Annotated in this window: 17 protein-coding genes; 15 read left to right on the top strand and 2 right to left on the bottom strand. The window is 68.8% G+C overall.

The window, feature by feature from the left end; genetic code table 11:
- The coding region (locus ACK42S_RS06930) for an SAF domain-containing protein (protein ID WP_409704860.1) at positions 1–534 on the bottom strand (534 nt) is incomplete at its 3' end.
- Positions 535–735: 201 nt separating this feature from the next.
- On the opposite strand from ACK42S_RS06930, the gene flgB reads away from it, so the two are divergent.
- The 14 genes from flgB (at position 736) to ACK42S_RS06860 (ending at position 16,815) form a co-directional block, all read left to right on the top strand.
- Positions 736–1,149, top strand: coding sequence for a flagellar basal body rod protein FlgB (gene flgB, locus ACK42S_RS06925; RefSeq protein WP_409704858.1), 414 nt, complete (start codon positions 736–738; stop codon positions 1,147–1,149).
- A gap of 11 nt (positions 1,150–1,160) precedes the next feature.
- On the top strand, positions 1,161–1,577 hold the full coding sequence (gene flgC, locus ACK42S_RS06920; RefSeq protein ID WP_409704856.1) for a flagellar basal body rod protein FlgC: 417 nt from the start codon (positions 1,161–1,163) through the stop codon (positions 1,575–1,577).
- A gap of 23 nt (positions 1,578–1,600) precedes the next feature.
- Positions 1,601–2,248, top strand: a complete 648-nt coding sequence (locus ACK42S_RS06915; RefSeq protein ID WP_409704854.1) for a flagellar hook assembly protein FlgD — start codon at positions 1,601–1,603, stop codon at positions 2,246–2,248.
- A gap of 37 nt (positions 2,249–2,285) precedes the next feature.
- Positions 2,286–3,638, top strand: coding sequence for a flagellar hook protein FlgE (gene flgE / locus ACK42S_RS06910; protein WP_409704852.1), 1,353 nt, complete (start codon positions 2,286–2,288; stop codon positions 3,636–3,638).
- 28 nt (positions 3,639–3,666) lie between these two features.
- Positions 3,667–4,398, top strand: a complete 732-nt coding sequence (gene flgF / locus ACK42S_RS06905; protein WP_409704850.1) for a flagellar basal-body rod protein FlgF — start codon at positions 3,667–3,669, stop codon at positions 4,396–4,398.
- Between the two features lie 13 nt (positions 4,399–4,411).
- Positions 4,412–5,194, top strand: coding sequence for a flagellar basal-body rod protein FlgG (gene flgG, locus ACK42S_RS06900; RefSeq protein WP_409704849.1), 783 nt, complete (start codon positions 4,412–4,414; stop codon positions 5,192–5,194).
- Positions 5,195–5,213: 19 nt separating this feature from the next.
- Entirely contained in the window at positions 5,214–5,888 is a 675-nt protein-coding gene (locus tag ACK42S_RS06895) for a flagellar basal body L-ring protein FlgH (protein ID WP_409704848.1), read from the top strand.
- A 43-nt stretch (positions 5,889–5,931) separates the two neighbouring features.
- On the top strand, positions 5,932–7,065 hold the full coding sequence (locus ACK42S_RS06890; RefSeq protein ID WP_409704846.1) for a flagellar basal body P-ring protein FlgI: 1,134 nt from the start codon (positions 5,932–5,934) through the stop codon (positions 7,063–7,065).
- The gene (gene flgJ / locus ACK42S_RS06885; protein WP_409704844.1) at positions 7,065–7,922 is read left to right on the top strand and encodes a flagellar assembly peptidoglycan hydrolase FlgJ; all 858 of its coding nucleotides are present in this window, start codon (positions 7,065–7,067) and stop codon (positions 7,920–7,922) included. The genes ACK42S_RS06890 and flgJ overlap by 1 nt, the downstream gene beginning before the upstream one ends.
- 9 nt (positions 7,923–7,931) lie before the next feature.
- Positions 7,932–9,821, top strand: a complete 1,890-nt coding sequence (gene flgK / locus ACK42S_RS06880) for a flagellar hook-associated protein FlgK (protein ID WP_409704842.1) — start codon at positions 7,932–7,934, stop codon at positions 9,819–9,821.
- Between the two features lie 28 nt (positions 9,822–9,849).
- Positions 9,850–11,058 carry a flagellar hook-associated protein FlgL gene (gene flgL / locus ACK42S_RS06875; RefSeq protein ID WP_409704840.1) on the top strand — a complete coding sequence of 403 codons (1,209 nt, stop codon included), beginning with the start codon at positions 9,850–9,852 and terminating at the stop codon, positions 11,056–11,058.
- A 49-nt stretch (positions 11,059–11,107) separates the two neighbouring features.
- Positions 11,108–12,313, top strand: a complete 1,206-nt coding sequence (locus ACK42S_RS06870; RefSeq protein WP_409704838.1) for an EAL and HDOD domain-containing protein — start codon at positions 11,108–11,110, stop codon at positions 12,311–12,313.
- Between the two features lie 169 nt (positions 12,314–12,482).
- A complete protein-coding gene (locus tag ACK42S_RS06865; RefSeq protein ID WP_409704836.1) occupies positions 12,483–16,127 on the top strand; it encodes a PAS domain S-box protein in 3,645 nt (1,214 codons plus the stop codon).
- Between the two features lie 85 nt (positions 16,128–16,212).
- Positions 16,213–16,815: a response regulator gene (locus ACK42S_RS06860; protein ID WP_409704834.1), complete on the top strand. Its 603-nt coding sequence runs from the start codon at positions 16,213–16,215 to the stop codon at positions 16,813–16,815.
- Here ACK42S_RS06860 and ACK42S_RS06855 read toward each other — a convergent pair.
- A complete protein-coding gene (locus tag ACK42S_RS06855; RefSeq protein WP_409704832.1) occupies positions 16,799–18,553 on the bottom strand; it encodes a sensor histidine kinase in 1,755 nt (584 codons plus the stop codon). The genes ACK42S_RS06860 and ACK42S_RS06855 overlap by 17 nt on opposite strands.
- Before the next feature lie 207 nt (positions 18,554–18,760).
- Here ACK42S_RS06855 and ACK42S_RS06850 point away from each other — a divergent pair.
- On the top strand, positions 18,761–20,033 hold a 1,273-nt coding region (locus ACK42S_RS06850; RefSeq protein WP_409704830.1), incomplete at its 3' end, for a PAS domain-containing protein.

The following is a 20,033-nucleotide window of genomic DNA, read 5'->3' as shown; positions in this document are numbered from 1 at the left end:
GGGCAGCGGCCGCGCCAGCACCCGATCGGTCAGTGCGTCGAGGTCGGCGAGCACCGGCGAAGTCTCGGCCGCCCAGTCGGCCTCGACGGTGCGCAGCAGCGACGGCTGCAGCCGCGTGCCAGCCGGCAGCGCGCTGGCGGCCACGATGGCAGGACCGAACACACGCACCGTCACCGGCAGGAACACATTCCAGCGTGTGGGTCCTTCGAGGCAGCGCACCCCGATGCGGGTGCGGCCCCAGGGCCGCGCCCCGGCCGGCAGATAAGGCTCCATGCGTGCGCAGGGGGCCAGCTTCACCCGGCGGTCGAGCGCACCCACCTCCACCTCGATGCGGGTGGGGCGGGCTGCGGGGGCTCCCGCGGCACTCGACAGTTGCCGGTGATGCGCCTGGGCCAGTGAACGCACGTGAGTCTGGAGATCTTTGTCGATCTCGGCAGCCGTGGCCGGCATCCCCACGCAGGCGGCCCACACGAGCCAGCGTCCGACCGTCGGTCGGCGCAGCAGGCGGAGCGAGGGCGCGCAGGTGGGGTGCATGGCGTTGAGCGGTTCGACGCTTCGCACTGTAGGCCCGACCCGCTGGGCACAGGGCGGGAAATGGACAGGTTTTCGGCGGCTATTCCCGCTAATGTTCGACGGCTCGCAGCAGAACAATGGCCTCCAACCTGCCGGCCCTGCATCCCCACCGGGTTGCCGAGCCGGACGCCGCGCCCCGCATGGGCGCACGGAAATGGCGCCATGCTCGACCGACTCACCCAATCGCTGAACTTCCAGTCCGAGGCCCTGGTGCTGCGGGCCGAGCGCCAGCGCGTGATCGCCAGCAACATCGCCAATGCCGACACGCCCGGCTACGTGGCGCGTGACATGGACTTCGCCGCTGCGCTCAAGCAGGCCACGGCGGGGCAGGGCGGCCAGGGCAGCGCCCGCACGGTTGCCACCACCCATGCCGGTCACATCGCGCCCTCCCAGGGCACGCGCGCGCCCACCACGCTGCTGTACGCCCGGCCGGCCCAGACCAACCTGGACAGCAACACCGTGGACATGGACCGCGAGCGCGCCAACTTCGTCGACAACGCCGTGCGCTACGAGGCCACGCTGCGCTTCATCAACGGCAGCGTGCGCACCCTGCTCAGCGCCATCACCGGGCAGTGAGGGAGATCTCCATGTCGATGTTCAACATCTTCAACATCTCGGGCAGCGCGGTCAGCGCCCAGTCCCAGCGCCTGAACACCGTGGCCAGCAACCTGGCCAACGCCGACACCGTGGCCGGGCCCGACGGTCAGGCCTACAAGGCCCGCCAGGTGGTCTTTCAGACCGTGCTGATGGGCGCCCGCTCGGGCGACGCCTCAGCCGCAGGCGTGAAGGTCGTGCAAGTGACCGAAGACAACACCCCCGGCCGCCGCGTGCACGATCCGGCCCATCCCCAGGCCGATGCCGAAGGCTATGTCACTTACAGCAACGTCAACGCCGTCGAGGAGATGGTCAACATGATCTCCGCCTCGCGCTCCTATCAGAACAACGTCGAGGTCATGAACACGGCCAAGAACCTGCTGCTCAAGACCTTGCAGATGGGCCAGTGACCCCGTTCTCATGAAGGCACACCATGGACCTATCCTCCATCAACGGCACCACCAAGAGCAGCACTTCCGGGATTTCCGCGAGTAACGAGGTCGGTGCCCAGGATCGTTTCCTGAAGCTGCTCGTCGCGCAGATGCAAAACCAGGATCCCCTCAATCCGATGGACAACGCGCAGGTCACGAGCCAGATGGCGCAGATCCAGACGGTCTCCGGCATCGAGAAGCTCAATGGCAGCTTGCAGACCATGGCCTACTCCTTCACCCAGGCGCAGGCCTTGCAGGGCGCGGCCCTCATCGGGCGCGATGTGTTGGTGACCGGCAATCACATGAACATCGTCGATGGCCAGGGGCGCGCGGCTTTTGAGCTGCACGGCGATGCCGACCTGGTCAACGTCGAAATCACCGATGCCTCGGGCCAGGTGATCGACCGTCTCAGCCTCGGCGCCATGGGCAAGGGCCGACATCACTTCTTCTGGACGGCGCCCGAGGGCACGCAGCCCTCGCAGGTGACGTTCAAAGTGAGTGCCGCTTCGGGCAAGACCCCGATCCAGGCCGACACCTTTGCGCGCGAGACCGTCGGCGCCGTGAGCACCACGGCCAACGGCCTTGAACTCGACCTCTTCAGCGGAAAGACCGTGCCCTACAACAAGGTCGCCGCCGTCGTCTACCACTGAAGCGCTCACGCTTTTCCACCCACAAGGACAACGCACCATGGGCTTCCAGCAAGGTCTTTCCGGTCTGAACGCCTCCAGCAAGAACCTGGACGTCATCGGCAACAACGTCGCCAACGCAGGCACCTTCGGGGCCAAGACCGCGCGCGCTGAGTTTGCCGACATGTACGCGGCCGCGATGAACGGCGCCGGCACCACCAACATCGGCATCGGGGTCAACCTGGCCGCCGTGGCCCAGCAGTTCACCCAGGGCAACATCACCACCACCGAGAACCCGCTGGATCTGGCCATCAACGGCTCGGGCTTCTTCCAGGTGGCCGATGTGGTGCGCGACCCCAATGCCGCACCCAATACACCGCCCACGATGGACGGGCCGCCGCTGTACACGCGTAACGGCCAGTTCAAGGTCGACCGCAATGGCTACATCGTCAACAATCAAGGCCAGGTCTTGTTGGGTTATGTGGCCAATGCCAATGGGGTGATCACGCCTCAACAGGCGCGCCCCATCCAATTGCCTACGGCCGGGATCAACCCCAACCCCACCAGCGCCATCGAGCTGGAGTTCAACCTCGACTCCCGTGCCGGCATCACCCGCCCAAGTGGTGGCGGCATCAACTTCAACGACCCCACCACCTTCAACAACGCCACCTCGGTCACCCTGTTCGATACGATGGGTCAGGACGTTGCGGTGACCTACTACTTCCAGAAGACGGCGGCCAACACCTGGGACGTGTACGCCACCGCCAACGGTGTGCCGCTGAGAGGCACGAGCGCCAGCCCCGCGCCGGTGGCCACGATCAACTATCCGCCCGCCTCGGGCGGCAACCCCACCGCCGCAGGCGGCGGCTCGATCACCTACTACATGGGCGGCGGCGGCACCTCGACCGATGGACGCATCCCCATCGACGTGCCCGCCACCGTGCGGCCCGACGGCAGCTCCACGCTGCCGATCGCCGGCATCCAGCTCAACATGGGCAACTCCACCCAGTACGGCACCACCTTCGGCGTGACCAACCTCACGCAGAACGGCTTCGCGGCCGGCCAGCTCGTGGGGGTGACCATCGACAACAGCGGTGTGATCATGGCCCGCTTTTCCAACGGCCAATCGCGCCCGGCCGGCCAGGTCGAATTGGCCACCTTCCGTAACCCACAAGGCTTGCAGCCCTTGGGAGGTAACGTCTGGGCCGCCACCTATGCCTCCGGGGTTCCGACCGTCAGTGCCCCAGGCTCGGGCAACATGGGCGTGCTGCAGGCCGGCGCCTTGGAAGAATCCAACGTGGACCTCACGGCCGAGCTGGTCAACATGATCACCGCGCAGCGGGCCTACCAGGCCAACGCCCAGACCATCCGCACGCAAGACCAGGTGCTGCAGACGCTCGTGAGCCTGCGTTGACCCTGATGCCTTAACTGCAGGAGCCTCCATGGACCGCATGATCTACCTGGCCATGTCCGGCGCCAAGGCCACGATGCAGCGCCAGGACGTGCTCGCGCACAACCTGGCCAACGTGTCCACCACCGGCTTTCGGGCCGAGTTGCAGGCTTTCCGGGCCGTGCCGGTGCGCGGCGACGGTGCCAGCACCCGGGTCTATGCGCTGGAGACCACCACCGGCTACGACGCCGCGCCGGGCCCGGTGCAGCACACCGGCCGGCCGCTGGATGTGGCCATGCAGGGCAACGCCTGGCTGGCCGTGCAGGCCCTGGACGGCACCGAAGCCTACACCCGCGCCGGTGCGCTCACGGTGGCCGCCGACGGCACGCTGATGACCCAGGGCGGCCTGGTCGTGATCGGCGACGGCGGCCCGGTGCAAGCCCCACCCAATGCACAGCTGAGCATCGCGCCCGATGGCACGATCAGCGCCCGCACCCCCAATGGACAGAACCTGCCTGTGGCCCGCCTGAAGATGGTGACGCCCGAGGCCCCGCTGCAGCGCGGGCCCGACGGCCTGTTCCGCAGTGCCGACGGCGAGGAACTGCCCGCCGACCCGAACGCACGCCTGCAAGACGGTGCACTCGAAGGCTCGAACGTGAGTGCCATCGAGACCATGGTGGCCATGATCTCCGCTGCCCGCCAGTTCGAGCACCAGATGAAGATGCTCAAGACCGCCGAGCAGAACGAAACCGCGTCGGCCAAGCTGCTGTCGACCAACGCCTGAAGGAGCCCCTGCCATGATGCGCTCGCTGTGGATCTCGAAAACCGGCATGGAGGCCCAGCAGGTCCAGTTAGACCATGTCTCCAACAACCTGGCCAACGTGGCCACCACCGGCTACAAGCGCTCCCACGCGCAGTTCGAGGATCTGATCTACCAGAACCTGCGCCAAAGCGGCGCCAACACCGCCGAGCAGGCCCAGTTGCCCACTGGATTGCAGGTGGGCTTGGGCACACGGGCCGTGGCCACCGCGCGCAGCTTCGCGCAAGGCAGCCTGCAGCAATCCACCAACCCGCTGGACGTGGCGATCAACGGCAACGGCTTCTTCGAGATCCAGATGCCCGACGGCACCTCGGCCTACACCCGCGACGGCTCGTTCAAGACCGACGCCAACGGCCAGCTCGTCACCAACAACGGCTTTCCCGTGGCCCCGGGCATCACCATTCCACCCAACACCCTCAGCATCACGATCGGGTCCGACGGGGTGGTCACCGCAGTGGTGCCCGGCTCGGCCCAGCCGGTGCAGTTGGGCACCTTGCAGCTCGTGAACTTCGTCAACCCGGGCGGCCTGGATCCCCGCGGGCAGAACCTGTACATCGAGACGGCCGCCTCCGGCCCACCCACGGCCGGCGTGCCGGGCAGCGAAGGCCTGGGCACCTTACAGCAGGGTTTTCTCGAGACCTCCAATGTCAACGTGGTCGAGGAGCTGATCGGCATGATCCAGACCCAGCGGGCCTACGAGTTGAACTCCAAGGCCATCCAGACCTCCGACCAGATGCTGCAGCGCCTGGCCCAGCTCTGATGCCCACCGTCGAGGATCCATGATGCAACGCCTGATCTCCTGCGGTGTGGTCCTGGGCGCCGGCCTGCTCGCCGGCTGCCAGACGATGGCGCCCAAGGTCGAGATGCCCGAAGCGATGACGGCCCGTCCTCAGCCCGTGGCCTACGCGCCGGCCAACAACGGGGGGCTGTTCCAAGCGGCCAGCTATCGGCCGCTGTTCGAAGACCACCGCGCACGCCTGGTGGGCGACAGCCTGACGGTGAACATCGTCGAGCGCGTGCAAGCCAGCCAGCGCTCGGCCTCCACGGTGGAAAAGACCGGCAGCATCAACGGCAGCATCACGGCGCTGCCGGGCATCAACCCCAATTCCTTCGGCCGCGCCAGCGTGGGCGGAAAATCCGAGAACACCTTCTCCGGCAAGGGCGGCACGGAAGCGGCCAACAACTTCACCGGCACCATCAGTGCCACCGTGCTGGAGGTGCTGCCCAATGGCCACCTCATCATCGGCGGGGAAAAGCAGATCGGCCTGAACCAGAATGTGGAAGTGATGCGCTTCACGGGCCGCGTCGATCCGCGCGCGATCCAGCCCGGCAACACCGTCAACTCCTCGCAGATCGCCGACGTGCGCATCGACTACCGCGGCCGCGGCCAGCAGGCCGAGGCGCAGGGAATTGGCTGGCTTGCACGCTTCTTTTTGAGCGTTATCCCCTTCTGAACGCGGCCAACAATGGCCTCAAGTTTTTGGGACTTGGGCCGAAATGAACACCCGCTACGACCGATTCCTGCGCATCGCCATCGCCGTGGCAGCCGTGGCGGCGAGCACCGCGCTGTGGTGGCCACTGCCTGCACAGGCCCAGCGCATCAAGGAAGTGGCCTCCGTCCAGGGCGTGCGGCCCAACCAGCTCGTGGGCTATGGCCTGGTCGTGGGGCTGGACGGCACCGGTGACCAAACCACGCAGACCCCGTTCACCGCCCAAAGCATCACCGCAATGCTGCAGCAAATGGGGGTGACCATCCCGCCCGGGGTGAACATGCAGCTCAAGAATGTGGCCGCCGTGATGGTCACGGCCCAATTGCCACCGTTTGCGCAGCCCGGGCAGGCCATCGATGTCAATGTCGCGTCGCTGGGCAATGCCAAATCGCTACGCGGCGGCACGCTGATCGCCACGCCGCTCAAAGGTGCCGACGGTCAGATCTACGCGCTGGCGCAGGGCCATCTCATCGTGGGTGGCGCCGGTGCCTCGGCCGGCGGCAGCAAGGTGCAGGTCAATCACCTCAGCGCCGGTCGCATTCCCGGCGGAGCCACGGTCGAGCGCAGCGTGCCCACGCCGCTGCACCAAGGCGAGTTCCTGCAGCTCGACCTCAACGCCGCCGACTTCCACACCGCGCGCCAAGTGGCGTTGGCCATCAACCGTGCCAAGGGTGAAGGCGTGGCCGAGGCGCTGGACGGTCGCACCGTGCGCGTGCGCGCCCCCCAGTCGCCCGGCGAACGTGTGGCCTTCCTGGCCGACATCGAGAACCTCAGCGTGCAGGGGGCGGCGCCGGCAGCCAAGGTCGTGCTCAATGCGCGCACCGGCTCCATCGTGATGAACCAGGCCGTCACCTTGCTGCCGGCGGCCGTGGCGCATGGCAACCTGTCGGTCACCATCAGCTCCACGCCGGTCATCAGCCAGCCGGCGCCGTTGTCTCGCGGCGAGACCGTGGTGGCCGAGCAGGCCGACATTCGCATCAAGCAAGACGGCGGCTCCCTGATCGAGGTGCCGGCCGGCACCCAGCTCACCGATGTCGTGCGTGCCCTCAACGCCTTGGGGGCCACGCCCATGGACCTGCTGGCCATCTTGCAGGCCATGAAGGCGGCCGGCGCCTTGCAGGCCGAACTCGAGGTGATCTGATGAACTCGCCCCTGGCGCTGCAGCATGGCCTGTCCGGCGACGTCAAGTCGCTGGACTCGCTTCGCGCACGGGCAGGACAGGACCCGCGTGCGGCTGTGAAAGAGGCCGCACGCCAATTCGAGGCCGTGTTCATGCAGGAGCTGCTCAAGAGCATGCGCGCGACCACGATGGCCGCCGGCCTCATCGACAACGCCGGCTCCGACCTGGGCACCGACCTGCTCGACCAGCAATACGCCGCCCGGCTCACCGGCCTGCCCGGCGGCCTGGCCGACCTGATCGCGCGACAGCTTGAGCGGCACATCGGCGCGCCGGCCACGCCCCCGGGGCCGGGCCCTTCGGCGCCGCGCCCGCTGCCGGCGGCGCTGTCCGCACCGCGGGCGGCCGGGCCGCAGGGCGAGTTCCTGCGCGAGCACTGGTCGGCCGCGCAGCTCGCCTCGCGAGAGACCGGCATCCCGGAGCACTTCATCCTGGCGCAGGCCGCCCACGAGTCGGGCTGGGGCCGTCGTGAGATCCGGAACGCCGACGGCACCTCCTCGCACAACGTGTTCGGCATCAAGGCCACGGCGGGCTGGCAGGGCAAGGTGGCCGAGGTCGTCACCACGGAGTACGTCAACGGCGAGCCGCGCAAGATGGTGCAGAAGTTCCGCGCCTACGACTCGCTGAACGACGCCTACCGCGACTACGCCCGACTGATCAAGAACAACCAGCGCTACGCCCGCGTGATCGAACAGGGGCACACGGCCCAAGGCTTCGCGCAAGGACTGCAGGACGCCGGCTATGCCACCGATCCGGCCTATGCCGAAAAGCTCACGCGCGTCATCAACACCACCTTGCGGCTGCAGCGCGCCATGAGTTAAGGATCCATCATGAGCGGACTCATCAGCCTGGGCACGCGCACGATGTTCGCCGCGCAGGCGCAGCTCAACACCACGGCGAACAACATCTCCAACGCCAACACGCCGGGCTATTCTCGCCAGACGGTGCAGCTCGAAACCGCTGGCGGACAGTTCAGCGGGGCCGGCTTCTTCGGCAAGGGGGTGAACATCACCACCGTCGAGCGCGCCCACAACGCCTTCCTGAGCGCCGAGGCGGCCCACACCGCCGCCGTGGCGGCCGGCGATGCCACGCGCCTGGACTATCTGCAGCGCATGGAGAAGGCATTTCGCATGGGCGAATCGGGCCTGGGCTTTGCTGCCGGTCAGCTGCTCAACGCCTTTGTCGACGTGGCCAGCAACCCCTCGGATTCCTCGGCCCGCCAGGTGGTGCTGTCGCGCCTGGAGTCCTTGGCCTCTGGCTACCGTTCGGCCGCGGGCGAGTTGACGGCCTTGCAACAAAGCATCACGCAAGACCTCAAAACCTCCATTGGCACCGTCAACGAACTGACCCGGCGCGTGGCCGATCTGAACCAGCAGATCGCGCGCGTCAAAGGACTGGGACACGAACCCAACGATTTGTTGGATCAGCGTGACCAGCTCATCGCCCGGATCAGCCAGTTCATCCAGGTCACCCAGATCCCTGCCGACGATGGCACGGTGGGCTTGTTCATCGCCGGCGGCCAGCGCCTGGTGCTGGGCAACGACGCCTTGCCGCTCACGCTGGTGCCAGACCCTTACGACAACAGCATCGGACGGCTGGGCCTGCGCGAGGCAGGGGTGGATCGCCCCCTGGTCGAAAGCAGCCTGGGCGGCGGGAGTCTGGCGGCCATGCTGCGCGTGCAAAGCCAGGATTTGCCAGCGGCCATCAATCAGGTCGGCCGCATGGCCGCGGTGCTCGCGGCCCGTCTGAACGAGCAGCAGGCCCTGGGCTACGACCTCAATGGCAATGCGGGAGGGCCGCTGCTGAGCGTGGGCGCGCCGCGCAGTTTGCCTCACGCTGCCAACACCGGAACGGCGCAGATCGCAGTGGCCATCACCGAGGCCACCGCGCTGCAGGCCACGGACTTGGAGCTGCGCTTTCAAGGCGGGGCCTGGCAGCTGCGCCGCCTGCCCGACGGGGCCTGGACGTCCTACACCCCCGGCACACAGGAAGCAGGCATCACTTTGACCGTGCCGGTTGGCACGCCCGCCGAAGGCGACCGCTTCCTGATTCAGCCCGTGCGCTTTGCAGCCAGCGACCTGCGCGCTGCGCTGTCCGATCCCATGGGCATCGCAGCAGCCGCTCCGGTGGTCGCGGTGGTCAGTCCCTCCAATCAAGGCACCATGGGGGTGGGCGTCCTGCGGCCCCGGCAGGCCGATCCCAACCTCGATGAGCCGCTGCAGATCGTCTTCACCTCGCCCACGACCTTCAGCATCGTCGGGCCGGTGAGCGGCACACCGAGCACCACGCTCGTGCCTGGCGAGCCCATCCGCATCAATGGCTGGGAGCTCACGCTCACCGGCGTGCCCCAGGCCGGCGACACGATCGAGATCCGCTCCACCTCGGCAGTGTCCGGCGCGCTGGCCAGCAACAACGGCAACGCGCTGGCCTTGCTCGACCTGCGCGATGAACCCATGGTGGGCGGCGAAACCCTGGCCAACGCCTACGCCAGCGTCCTGGCCGACGTGGGCATCCGTGTGCAGGGGGCCCAGGCTTCGGCCGACATGTCCAAGGCCATCGCCCGCGATGCCCAGGCTGCTCGCGACAATCTCTCCGGCGTCAACCTCGACGAGGAGGCCGCCCGGCTCATCCAGTTCCAGCAGGCCTACCAGGCTGCCGCCAAGGTGCTGCAAGTGGCTCAGCAAGTCTTCGATACCATCTTGCAGACCGCCGGGCGCTGACCTGTCCTGACCGATCGGAGATTTCTTCATGCGCATCGCCACCGCCACGGCGTACCAGAACGCGATCCAGAACCTGCAAGACCGTCAAGTCGACCTCACCGACACCCAGGTGCGTCTGACCAGCGGCAAGCGCGTGCTGCGCGCCAGCGACGACCCCACCGCCGCAGCGCGTGCCGAGCGTGCCGCGGCCGCAGTCGACCGCGCGCTCGTCTCGCAACGCGCTGTCGAGGCCAGCCGCTCGGCCATGACGCTGGCCGAAAGTGCGCTGGGCAGCGCCGTCAGTTTGTTGCAGTCGGCAAGAGAAACCCTGGTGGCCGCAGGCAACGGCAGCTACACCGCAGCCGAGCGGCGCGGCCTGGCAGCGCAACTGCAGCAAATCCGTGACCAGTTGTTGTCGATTGCCAACCGACAAGACGGCGCGGGCAATTACCTCTTTGCCGGGCAAGGCGCCTCGGGCGAACCCTTCGTCGATGGTGCGGCCGGCGTGCAGTTCGTGGGCATCGCCGGCGCCGTGTCCGTGGCCTCGGGCGAAGCGCTGCCATCCACGGTCGACGGAAACGCGGCCTGGATGAGCGCGGCCACCGGCAACGGGGTGTTCGAGACACAGCGCGTCAACGTGAACGGTGCGGCCTGGATCGATGCCGGTCGGGTGACTGATCCCTCGTTGATCCAAGAGCTGCGGTACGACGTGAGCTTCACCGTCACAGGGGCCGGGACCACCTACACCATCCAGCGGCGCGATCCCGGCACCGGCGCTCCCGTGGGGGCTGCCACGAGCGGCACCTACCAATCCGGCACGGCCATCTCGATCGACGGGATTGCGTTCAACATCAGCGGAACGCCCGCCAACGGTGATGAGTTCCGCATCATGCCCAGCACTCCCACGCTGAGCGTCTTCGAGGCCCTGGACCGCGCGATCGCGGGCCTGCGCGACGGCAGCGCCACCCCTTCCGAGGTGGTGCAGACCACCACCGACGGCCTGCGCAACCTCGATTCCGTGCTGGCGCGCATGCAAAGCGTGCGCAGTGCCGTGGGCGACACCCTCCACCGCATCGACGGTGTCGAAGACCGCTTGTCCGCCCTCAAACTCAATGCGCAAACAGATCGCTCGAATGCGGAAGATTTGGACATGGTGCAGGCCATCTCCGAGTTCCAGAACAAGCAAACCGGCTACGATGCAGTCCTCAAGACCTACGGCATGGTCCAGCGCATGAGCCTGTTCCAGTATCTGGGCTGAGCCGCCGCGGGCCCTGCCTTCCAACGACACTGCATCGAACCCGCTGCCCATGGACAACGACGTCCTGCGCAACATCGCGCTGAGCTATTCCCCGATGGTGGACCGCAGCCGCAAGATCGTGGCCACCCGTCTGACCGTGTCGTCGCTGCGCACGCAGGAGGCCTTGAAGGCCGACCACCTGCTGGCGGCGATCGCCGAGGTCTGGCCCGAAGGCGGGCAGCCGGTGTCGCTCAACGTCATGAGCGAGACCTTGCTCAACGACTTGCTGCGGGCCCGGCCGCTGTCGTCGGTGATGGTCGAGATCCCGTCGTTCATCGCCTGCGACCCGGCCAACACGCAGGTCATCGCCCAGCTCCATGCCAACGGCAACACCCTGCTGCTGCACGGCCGTCCGCCCTCGCTGCTGCCGCGCGAGATCCTGCCGTGCTTCAAGCATTCCATCATCGACCTGGCCGACGATCGCCGCAGGAACGAGGTCCCCGGCCATGTCGAACCCGGCGTGGCGCGCCACATGGGCTTCATCCAGAGCAATGTGCGCACCGTGGCCGAGATGGAGGGTAGCTTCGCGCGCGGGGCGCTGGCCATCCTGGGCTGGCCCATCGAGGAGGTGACGGGCGCGGCGGCTGCGGCCGGCGGCCGCTCGGGGCAGCCGGACATGGCCGTGTTGGTCGAACTGATCCGCCGTGTCGATGAGGGCGAGGACATCGACAAGCTCGAGGCCGTGCTCAAGCGTGACCCCTCGCTGGCCTACCAGCTCATGCGCTACATCAACTCCCCGGCTTTCGGCTTGTCCGTGGAGATCGGCTCCTTCCGACACGCCATCATGTTGCTGGGCTACAAGCGACTGAAGCGCTGGCTGGCCCTGCTGCTGGCCACGGCCAGCAAGGACGTCAACATGCGCCCGGTCATGTACGCCTCGGTGCGCCGGGGCATCTTCATGGAGCAGCTCGTGGCCCACACGGGCGATGACGAGACCCGCGGCGAGGTCTTCATCTGCGGCGTCTTCTCGCTGCTGGACAAGATCTTCCAGAAGCCCTTCGACGAACTGCTCAAGACCATTCCCGTGCCCGAGCGGGTCTACCAGGCCCTGGTCGACGGCCAGGGGCCGCACCATCCCTACCTGGAGCTGGCCCGCGCGGTCGAATCCGAGACCGCGCCGGTGATCCATGAGCATGCCGAACACCTGCTGATGAGCCTGCAGGAGGTCAACCGCGCCGTGCTGGGCACGCTGACCATGGCCAACCAGCTCGAGTGAGGCCAAGCCCGGTGCTCGGCCGCCCGGGTTTGCGCAGCGGCGGGGCTGCTCTACACTGGGGCACGCACACGCCCCTCGCCGGCCGTCCGGGAGGGCCGACAGCGGTCTTTGCAAGCCACATGTCCATGACGGCTCCTCCCTCTCAGCCCCTGCGTCGCCTGCCGCCTCGATGAGCGCCGTCAACGCCGATCCGCCCTCCGACCAGGCCCCGGACTTCGAGCAACAGCCCGAGCCCGGCCTGTGGCTGGACGACACCGGCCGCGTCGAGCTGGCCAACCGGGCGGCGCGTGAGCGGCTGCGCACCGCACCGGGTGCGACGGTGCACACCCTGGTGGGTGCGCTGGGGCTGTCGGCCGTGCAGTGGGTGCTGGCCCAGTTGCGCCAGGCGGGGCGGCTGGCCCCTGCGGAGTCCCCCCAGGCCTGGATGCTGGGCCCGCGGGTCATGGGCCCTGGCGGGCAGGCCTGGCGGCTGGCCTTGGCCCAGCAGCCCGGCCGGCGCTGGTGGCTGCGTCTGAGCCCGGCGCAGACGGCGGCCAGCGTCCCCGCGGCCATGCCTGCCGAGCCCGAAGCGCTGCGCGAACTGCGGCGCATGTTCTGGGACTCTCCCTTTCCCGTCACCCTGCAGGATGCGCAACAGCGCCTGGTGGATGTCAACCAGGCCATGATCGACTACACCGGCTTTGCGCGCGACCAGCTCATCGGCCTGGACCCGATCGTGCTGCTGCACCCGCAGGACCGGGAAGCCCAGCGCGAGACCCGCCAGCAGCTCACCCTGGCGCTGGGCGAAGGCGGCGACGCCTCGGCCTTCACGCAGCGCCGGCTCATCGACGCCAAGGGGCACACCCGCTGGTACCGGGCCGTCACCCATGTGATCCGTGGCACCGCGCCCGGCGCGTCCTGGCGCTTCTCGGTGCTGCAGGACTGCACCAGCGAGGTGCTCGCGCGCGAGATGGCCGAGCGCTCGGCGGCCGAGCTGGATCACTGGTTCGACCTGTCGCCGGTGGGCATGATGCTTTTCGACGAGGACGGTCTGGTGGTGCGCAGCAATCCGGCGCTGGCCCAGCTCGTGGGCGAGCTGCCGGCCTCGCTGGCCGACGTGCACAACAGCCTGCGCGACCTGCTGGGCTGGTACAGCGGCGGTCCGCTGGCCGGGCTGCACCCGGGCAGTCCGCCGCTGCTGCGCCATGGATGGGTCGAACATCCCGACGGCGAGGATCGCTCGCTGCGCGCCGTGGTGCGCTGTCTCGAAACCCATCAGGGGCGGCGACGCTTCATGTCCGTCATCGAGGACCGCACGGCCGAGGACGAGCTGGACCGAGCCCAATCGCAACTCGGTGCCCTCGTCGAGACCGCCCATGCGGGGCTGGCGCTCTTCGACGACCAACGCGGCCGCTTCCACCCCACCGGCGCGGCGGCTGCCGGGCAGGTGCTGCCGTCCAGTCAGCTCAAGGCCATCAGCCGCGAACTCGTGCGTTCCGACACGTTGGCCGACTTCGACCGCGTGCAGCGCGCGCTGCGCAGCGGCGAGCGTGCCGAGGCCCGCTACGCCATCGTCCACCCCGAGCTGGGCCTGCGCTGGCTGCTCACGCGCGTGGAGCCCCGGGTGCTCAGCTCGGGCAAGCGCAGCACCTCGGTGATCACGCTGGATGTGACCGAGCAGCACCAGGCCCAGCAGCGCAACGACCGGCTGTTGCGCGAGCTCACCACCATCCTCGAAAGCACCTCGGCGGGCATCGCCTACCTGCGCGGAGAGACCCTGCTGCGCTACAACCGCCAGTTCGAGCACCTGCTGGGCCTGGAAGGCAGCCCCCCGCTCGAACCGCGCCTGGGCGAGTTGCTGCGCGATGCCGGTCAGGACCAGGACCTCGCCCACGAGGCCCTGAACACCCTGGCCTCGGCCGGGCAGTTCGAGACCGAGATCGAGATCCGCCTGCCCGGGCGCGAGGCCCGCTGGTGCGCCCTGTCGATGCGCCGCATGGACAGCCCCGGGCCGGAGCTCGAGTCCATCGCGGTGCTGTCGGACATCACCCGGCTCAAGTCGCAGCAGATCGAGCTCGAAGCCGTGGTGCGCGACCGCGAGCTGATGTTCAGCCTGTCCGACGTGGGCATCGTGTTCCTGCGCCAGGGCCGGGTGCAGCGGGCCAACGAAGGCTTCAGCCTGCTCAGCGGCTATCCCCTGGAAGAACTCGAGCAGCGCTTCGAGTCCGAACTTTTCGACGCGCAGTGGGATCCGGATGGCCGCGAACACGCCGAGGCGCGTGCCCTGGCCGAGGTGGGGCATTGGGCCGGCGAGCGCGTGCTATGCCGCAAAGACGGCCGGCTGCAATGGGTGCAGGTGAGCAAACGCCTGGTCGAACCCGGCCGGCCCGAGGGCGGGGTGATCGCCTCTTACGTCAACGTCGATGCCCGCCACCGGGCCGAGCAGGCCCTGGTGACCCAGGCCGAGCGCACGCGTGCCATCCTCGACTCGGTCTTCGTCGGCATCGTGACCGTGGGGCCTCACGGCATCGAGTGGATGAACCGCTCGGCGCGCCGCATGTTCGGTGGTGAACTGGCCGACTTCGCCGGACGACCCATGAGCGTCGTGGCCTCCGACGATCCGGCCCATCCCTTCCGCGACCAGGCGCTGCTGGCCCGGTTGGACGAGGGCCAGACCCATAACTTCGAATGCGAGGTGGCTGCGCGCGACGGCCGCCGCTTCTGGGTCGTCGGCAATGCCGTGGTCACCGGCGCGCACGCCCTGGGCGGGCGCGAGCTGACCTTCGCGCTGCTGGACATCGACAGCCGCCGTCAGGCCGAACGCCGCATCGCCCAGGCCCGCGCCTCGCTGCAGCGCATCATCGAGCTGGCGCCCCTGGCCATCACGCTGCGCGATGCCCGCACGCTCAAGGTCCTGCAGATCAACCAGACGGCCGCCGACATCGCCGGACGGCGCATCGACGAACTGGTCGGCACCACCCCCGAGGACATCTACGGCCCGCAAGAGGCCGCGCAATTCCGTGCCGACATGCAGGAGGCCCTGCGCAGCGAGGGGGTCACGCACAAGGAGTACCGCGTGCGTGTGAAGGGGCAGCCCACTGTGTGGGATGCACGCTTCATGCCCCTGGCCCAGCCGGGCGAACCCGCGGACCAGCTCCTGCTCGTGGCCACCAACGTGACCGAGCAGCGCGCCGCCGAGGAGGCCCGCCTGGAGGCGGCCATCGCCCAGCGTGAGCTGCTCGTCAAGGAGGTGCACCACCGCATCAAGAACAACCTGCAAGGCGTGGCCGGCCTGCTGCAGCAGATCGCCCAGCGCAAGCCCGAGATGGCCGGCCCGATCAGCGAGGTGGCCGGCCAGGTGCAGGCCATCGCCCATGTCTATGGCCTGCAAGTCGGCGCCAGCGGCCCGCTGCGCCTGCGCAAGGTGGTGCAGGCGATCACCGGCTCGGTGCAGCGCACTTTCGACCGCGCCATCGTCCTGCACGAGCGGGGCGAGGGGACCGGCGAGTGGGTGCTGCCCGAGGCCGAATCCATCCCGATCGCGCTCAGCCTGAACGAGCTGCTGACCAATGCCGTGAAGCACAGCCCCGGTGGCGAGGTGAGCTGCGTGCTCGAGGGCGAGGCCGACGCGGTGAGCATCAGCGTGCGCAACCGCGGCCGGCTGCCCGAGGACTTCTCGCTCGACCGGGTGCCCGCCGGCGTCTCGGGACTGGGGCTGATCCGTGCCCTGCTGCCGCGGCGCAGCGCCCGCTTTTCACTGCAGCCCGACGGCGACGACGGGGTCTGCGCCACGGTCCGGCTCGTGCCGCCCGGTGCCACGCGCCAGCCGACGTGATTCCCGGCCGAAGTTGGACGACAATACACTTTCAACCCGGCCGGGGGCCTCACCCCCGGGCGCGAAGCAGGTGGCGAGGCACAGCGTGACGAACAAGGGCAAGATCCTCGTGGTGGACGACGACCGGCTGGTGCTGGCGACGCTCACGCACGGGCTGTCGCAGGCCGGCTACGAGGTCATCGACGCCGACAACGGCGACGACGCCATCCTGCTGGCCCGCGAGCACCGGCCCGGGTTGGCCCTGCTCGACATCCGCATGGAGGGCAAAAGCGGCTTCGACGTGGCCGAGTACCTGCGCACCTCGCTGCACACCCCCTTCATGTTCCTGTCGGCCTTTTCCGACGACGCCACCCTCGAGAAGGTCAAGGCCCTGGGTGCCGTGGCCTACCTCGTCAAGCCGCTGGACATTCGCCAGATCGTCCCGGCGGTGGAAGCCGCCTTCGCGCACCAGCAGTCGCGTCGGGCCGAGCCGTTGCGCCCGGCCAACGATCCGGGCGGCCCTGGGGGCGACGAGGCGCTGGAGCAGGTCGTGGCCCTGGCGGTGGGCATTGCCATGCACCGCTTCTCGCTCGATCGGCGGCAGGCGCTGGAGCGGCTGCGCCGCCAGGCTTTGCACGACGGCCTGAGCCTGGACGAGCAGGCGCGCCGCTTCGTCTGCGCCCTGGAAACCCTCAGCGCCCCGGGCTGAGCGTGCCGCCCGGGCGGGCCTCGCCCAGCGTGAAGTAGAAGCGCGCGCCGGCACCGACCTCCGATTCCGCCCAGATCTGCCCGCCATGGCGGCGGATGATGCGCTGCACCGTCGCCAGCCCCACGCCGGTGCCGGGGTAGTCGTTGGCGCTGTGCAGGCGCTGGAACACGCCGAACAGCCGATCGGCGAAGCGCATGTCGAAGCCCGCCCCGTTGTCCTTGACGTGATAGACCCAGCGCCCGTCCTGCTGCGTCGCCCCGAGCTCGATGCGTGCGTGCTCGGTGCGCGCCGAGTACTTCCAGGCGTTGCCCAGCAGGTTCTCCAGCACCACACGCATCAGCGTGGGATCGCCCTGGACGCTCAGCCCGTCCTGGATGTGCACGTCCACGCGGCGCTGCGGCGCCTGGCGGCGCAGATCCTCGACGATGTAGTGCGCCAGCTGACTCAGGTTCACCGGCTGCGCCACCACGGGCTTGGCCGTGAGCTGCGACAGCGCCAGCAGCGCGTCGATCATGCCGTTCATGCGCGCGGCCGCACCCAGCACCCGGTCGAGGTGGTCGTTGCCGATGCGGTCGAGCGAGCGCGCGTAATCCTCCTTGAGGATCTTCGTGAAGCCCTCGATCACGCGGATGGGCGCACGCAGGTCGTGCGACACCGTGTAGCTGAACGACTCCAGCTCCCGCTCCACCGCCAGGCGCTCGGCCTGGGTGGCCTCGTCGGCCGTGGGCCGGGCTTCGGTGCACACCAGCAGCAGGGCCTTGCGCTGCGAGCCCCCGTGTTCGAAGGCAAAGGCCTCCACCCGCATCTCCCAGCGGCGGTCCTCGGGCTGCGTCGGCTCGGCCTGCGGCGCCTGCCCCAGGGCCTGCAGCAAGGGGGCCAGCGGCCAGGTGCGGGCCTCGCGGGCGGCCTCCAGCACGTCGCGCCCGGCCAGCAGCGCGGCCGACTGGCCGATGCAGCGCGCGGCCCGCTCGTTGCAGTAGCGGATGCGGTAGCCGGCCTGCCCGTCGCCGGCCGATTCGGCCAGCACCACCGCACTGGGCACCGTGTCGAGCAGCTTCAGGCCGATCTGCCGGTCGAACTGCAGCTCCACCCGCGCCGACACGTCGCGGGCCGTGCCCTGGTAGCCCACGAAGCGTCCCTCGGCATCGAAGCGGGGCCGGCCGCTCAGCAGCCACAAGCTGGTGCGTCCGTCGGCCTCGCGCCGGTGGGTGGGCAGGTCCTGGAAGGGGCGCTGACCGTCGAGCATGCGGCGGTGAGCCTGCCACAACCCCGCCCCGCTGCCGAAGTCTTCCCACAGCGGCCGGCCCAGACGCTGGTCGAAATGCCAGTCCGAGGCCGGGGCCTGCGGGGGCGGGCGCAGGCGCGTCAGGCAGTGCCGGGCATCGGTTTCCCAATACCAGAACGGCAGCAGTTCGAGCAGCTCGCGGGCCTGGGTGTGGGCCAGGGCCTGCGCACGGCGGGCCGCCTCGTCGCGTCGCACGAACCACCACGACACCCCCCCCAGCAGCACCAGCCCCAGGGCAAAAACCAGCAGCAGCACGTCCGAGCCCGCCACCGCCAGCCAGCCCTCGGCCCAGGAGGTGCGCATCCAGGCGGCGCCGGTCACGCTGAAGGCCAGCCACGCCAGCGTCAACCCGGCGCCCAGACCTGCGGCCACCAGCAGGCGGGCCCCCTGGAACGCGGACGGTGGGCGTGTCGATGGCGGGGCAGGGCAGGGGGCGGCGGGCCTTTCGCTCATGCGGCGCATTGTAAGGACGTGTCTTTGCCAACTCTTTCTCGGTTTTCCCCGTCTCCTTTCGCGGCCGGCGCATCACTGGCGCCAAGATCGGGCGCGCCCGGCCGCGCCGTCCCCCCACCTGGGCTCAAGTTGCTGCGGTTCGAGCCGAAGTTCCGACGAGTGCTTCCCGCATCGCCGCGGGGGGTTGGATGTGATCGACGCATGATGATGTCAGCTCCCGTTCCGCTGCCGGCCGGCTCCGAAGCCGTCACTGCCGTGCTCGACCGCGCTTCGGTCGAGCGCGCCGTGGTGGAGGCCGTGCTCGATGCCCGCGGATTGGGCTCGGCCCTCGCCGCGGTGGGCCGTTGCCTGGCCGGGCCCTTGCAGGCGCGGGCCTGGACGGTGTGGCGGGTGGACGACTGGAACGGCCGCGCCGGGTTGATCTATCCCTGGGAGGAAGACATTCGCGAAGCCCACAGCCACATTGATCTCGGGGCGCTGCGCCCGGTGCGCGATGACGACGGGCAGGCAGGGTCGGCGATCGCGCGCCGGGCACCGTGCTGGCCCGAAGATGGCGGCCGGGTGTGGGTGCCGGTGTGGGACGACCAGGCTCCAGCCGGCTTGCTCGAGCTGTTGGGTACGCGCATCGGCGACCCGGTGGCCGATGAGGCCCTGCTCAGGCTGGCCGGCCGTCAGCTCGGTTTGCTGGCCCGCATCGAGGCCGCCCGGCTCGGCCTGGAACGCCGCACCGAGCAAATCGAGCGCGAGCGCCGTTGGCTCGACGACCTCATCGAGCATCTGCCGGTGAGTCTGTTCGTGATGAACCCGCACGATCTGCGTTTGATTCAGGTGAACCGGCAGGCCGAGCGGGAGTTCGGCGTGCGGCGCGAGGCAATGATCGGCCGTCCGCCCGAGCAGGCTTACGGCCGCCAACTCGCAGCCATGCTGGGGCCCTCGGTGCAGCGGGCGCTGGCCGGAGGAGGCTGGATCGAGGATGACCTCGTCTGGAGAACCCGCCGGCGCGGCGAGCGCCATCTCAATGTGCGCTATCTCACGCTGCGGCGCCAGGACGGTGTGCCCCATGCCCTGGTGGTGGTGGCTCGCGATGTGACCGACAGCCGCCGGGCCCAGCAGGCCTTGCTGGAATCTGAGGCGCGTTTCCGGGAGCTCGTCGACACCTTGGACGACCATGTGTTCATCACCACCCCGGACCGCCGTCACTTCGAGTATCTGAGCCCTCGGCTGTACTCCTTTTGGGGGGTGACGCCCCAGGAAATGATCGAACACCCCGGTTGCGCCTTGGCCCGTGTTCCCAAAGAAGACCACCCCTTGCTGGTGCGGCGCCAGCAACTGGAGGAGCAACTGCAGCCCACCGATGTGGTGCACCGCGTGCACCACCCCGAGCGCGGCCTGGGGGGGGGGGGGGGGGGGGAAAAAAAAAAAAACAAAAAAAAAAGAGAGAGGAGTAGGACCAAGCACCACAACAACACCCCACCCCAAA

Source organism: Caldimonas sp. (genome assembly GCF_046289365.1).
In the GTDB taxonomy this organism is placed as follows: Bacteria; Pseudomonadota; Gammaproteobacteria; order Burkholderiales; family Burkholderiaceae_C; genus Caldimonas.
The sequence above is the reverse complement of the archived record's forward strand: the minus strand, read 5'-3'. Positions and strand labels throughout refer to the sequence as shown.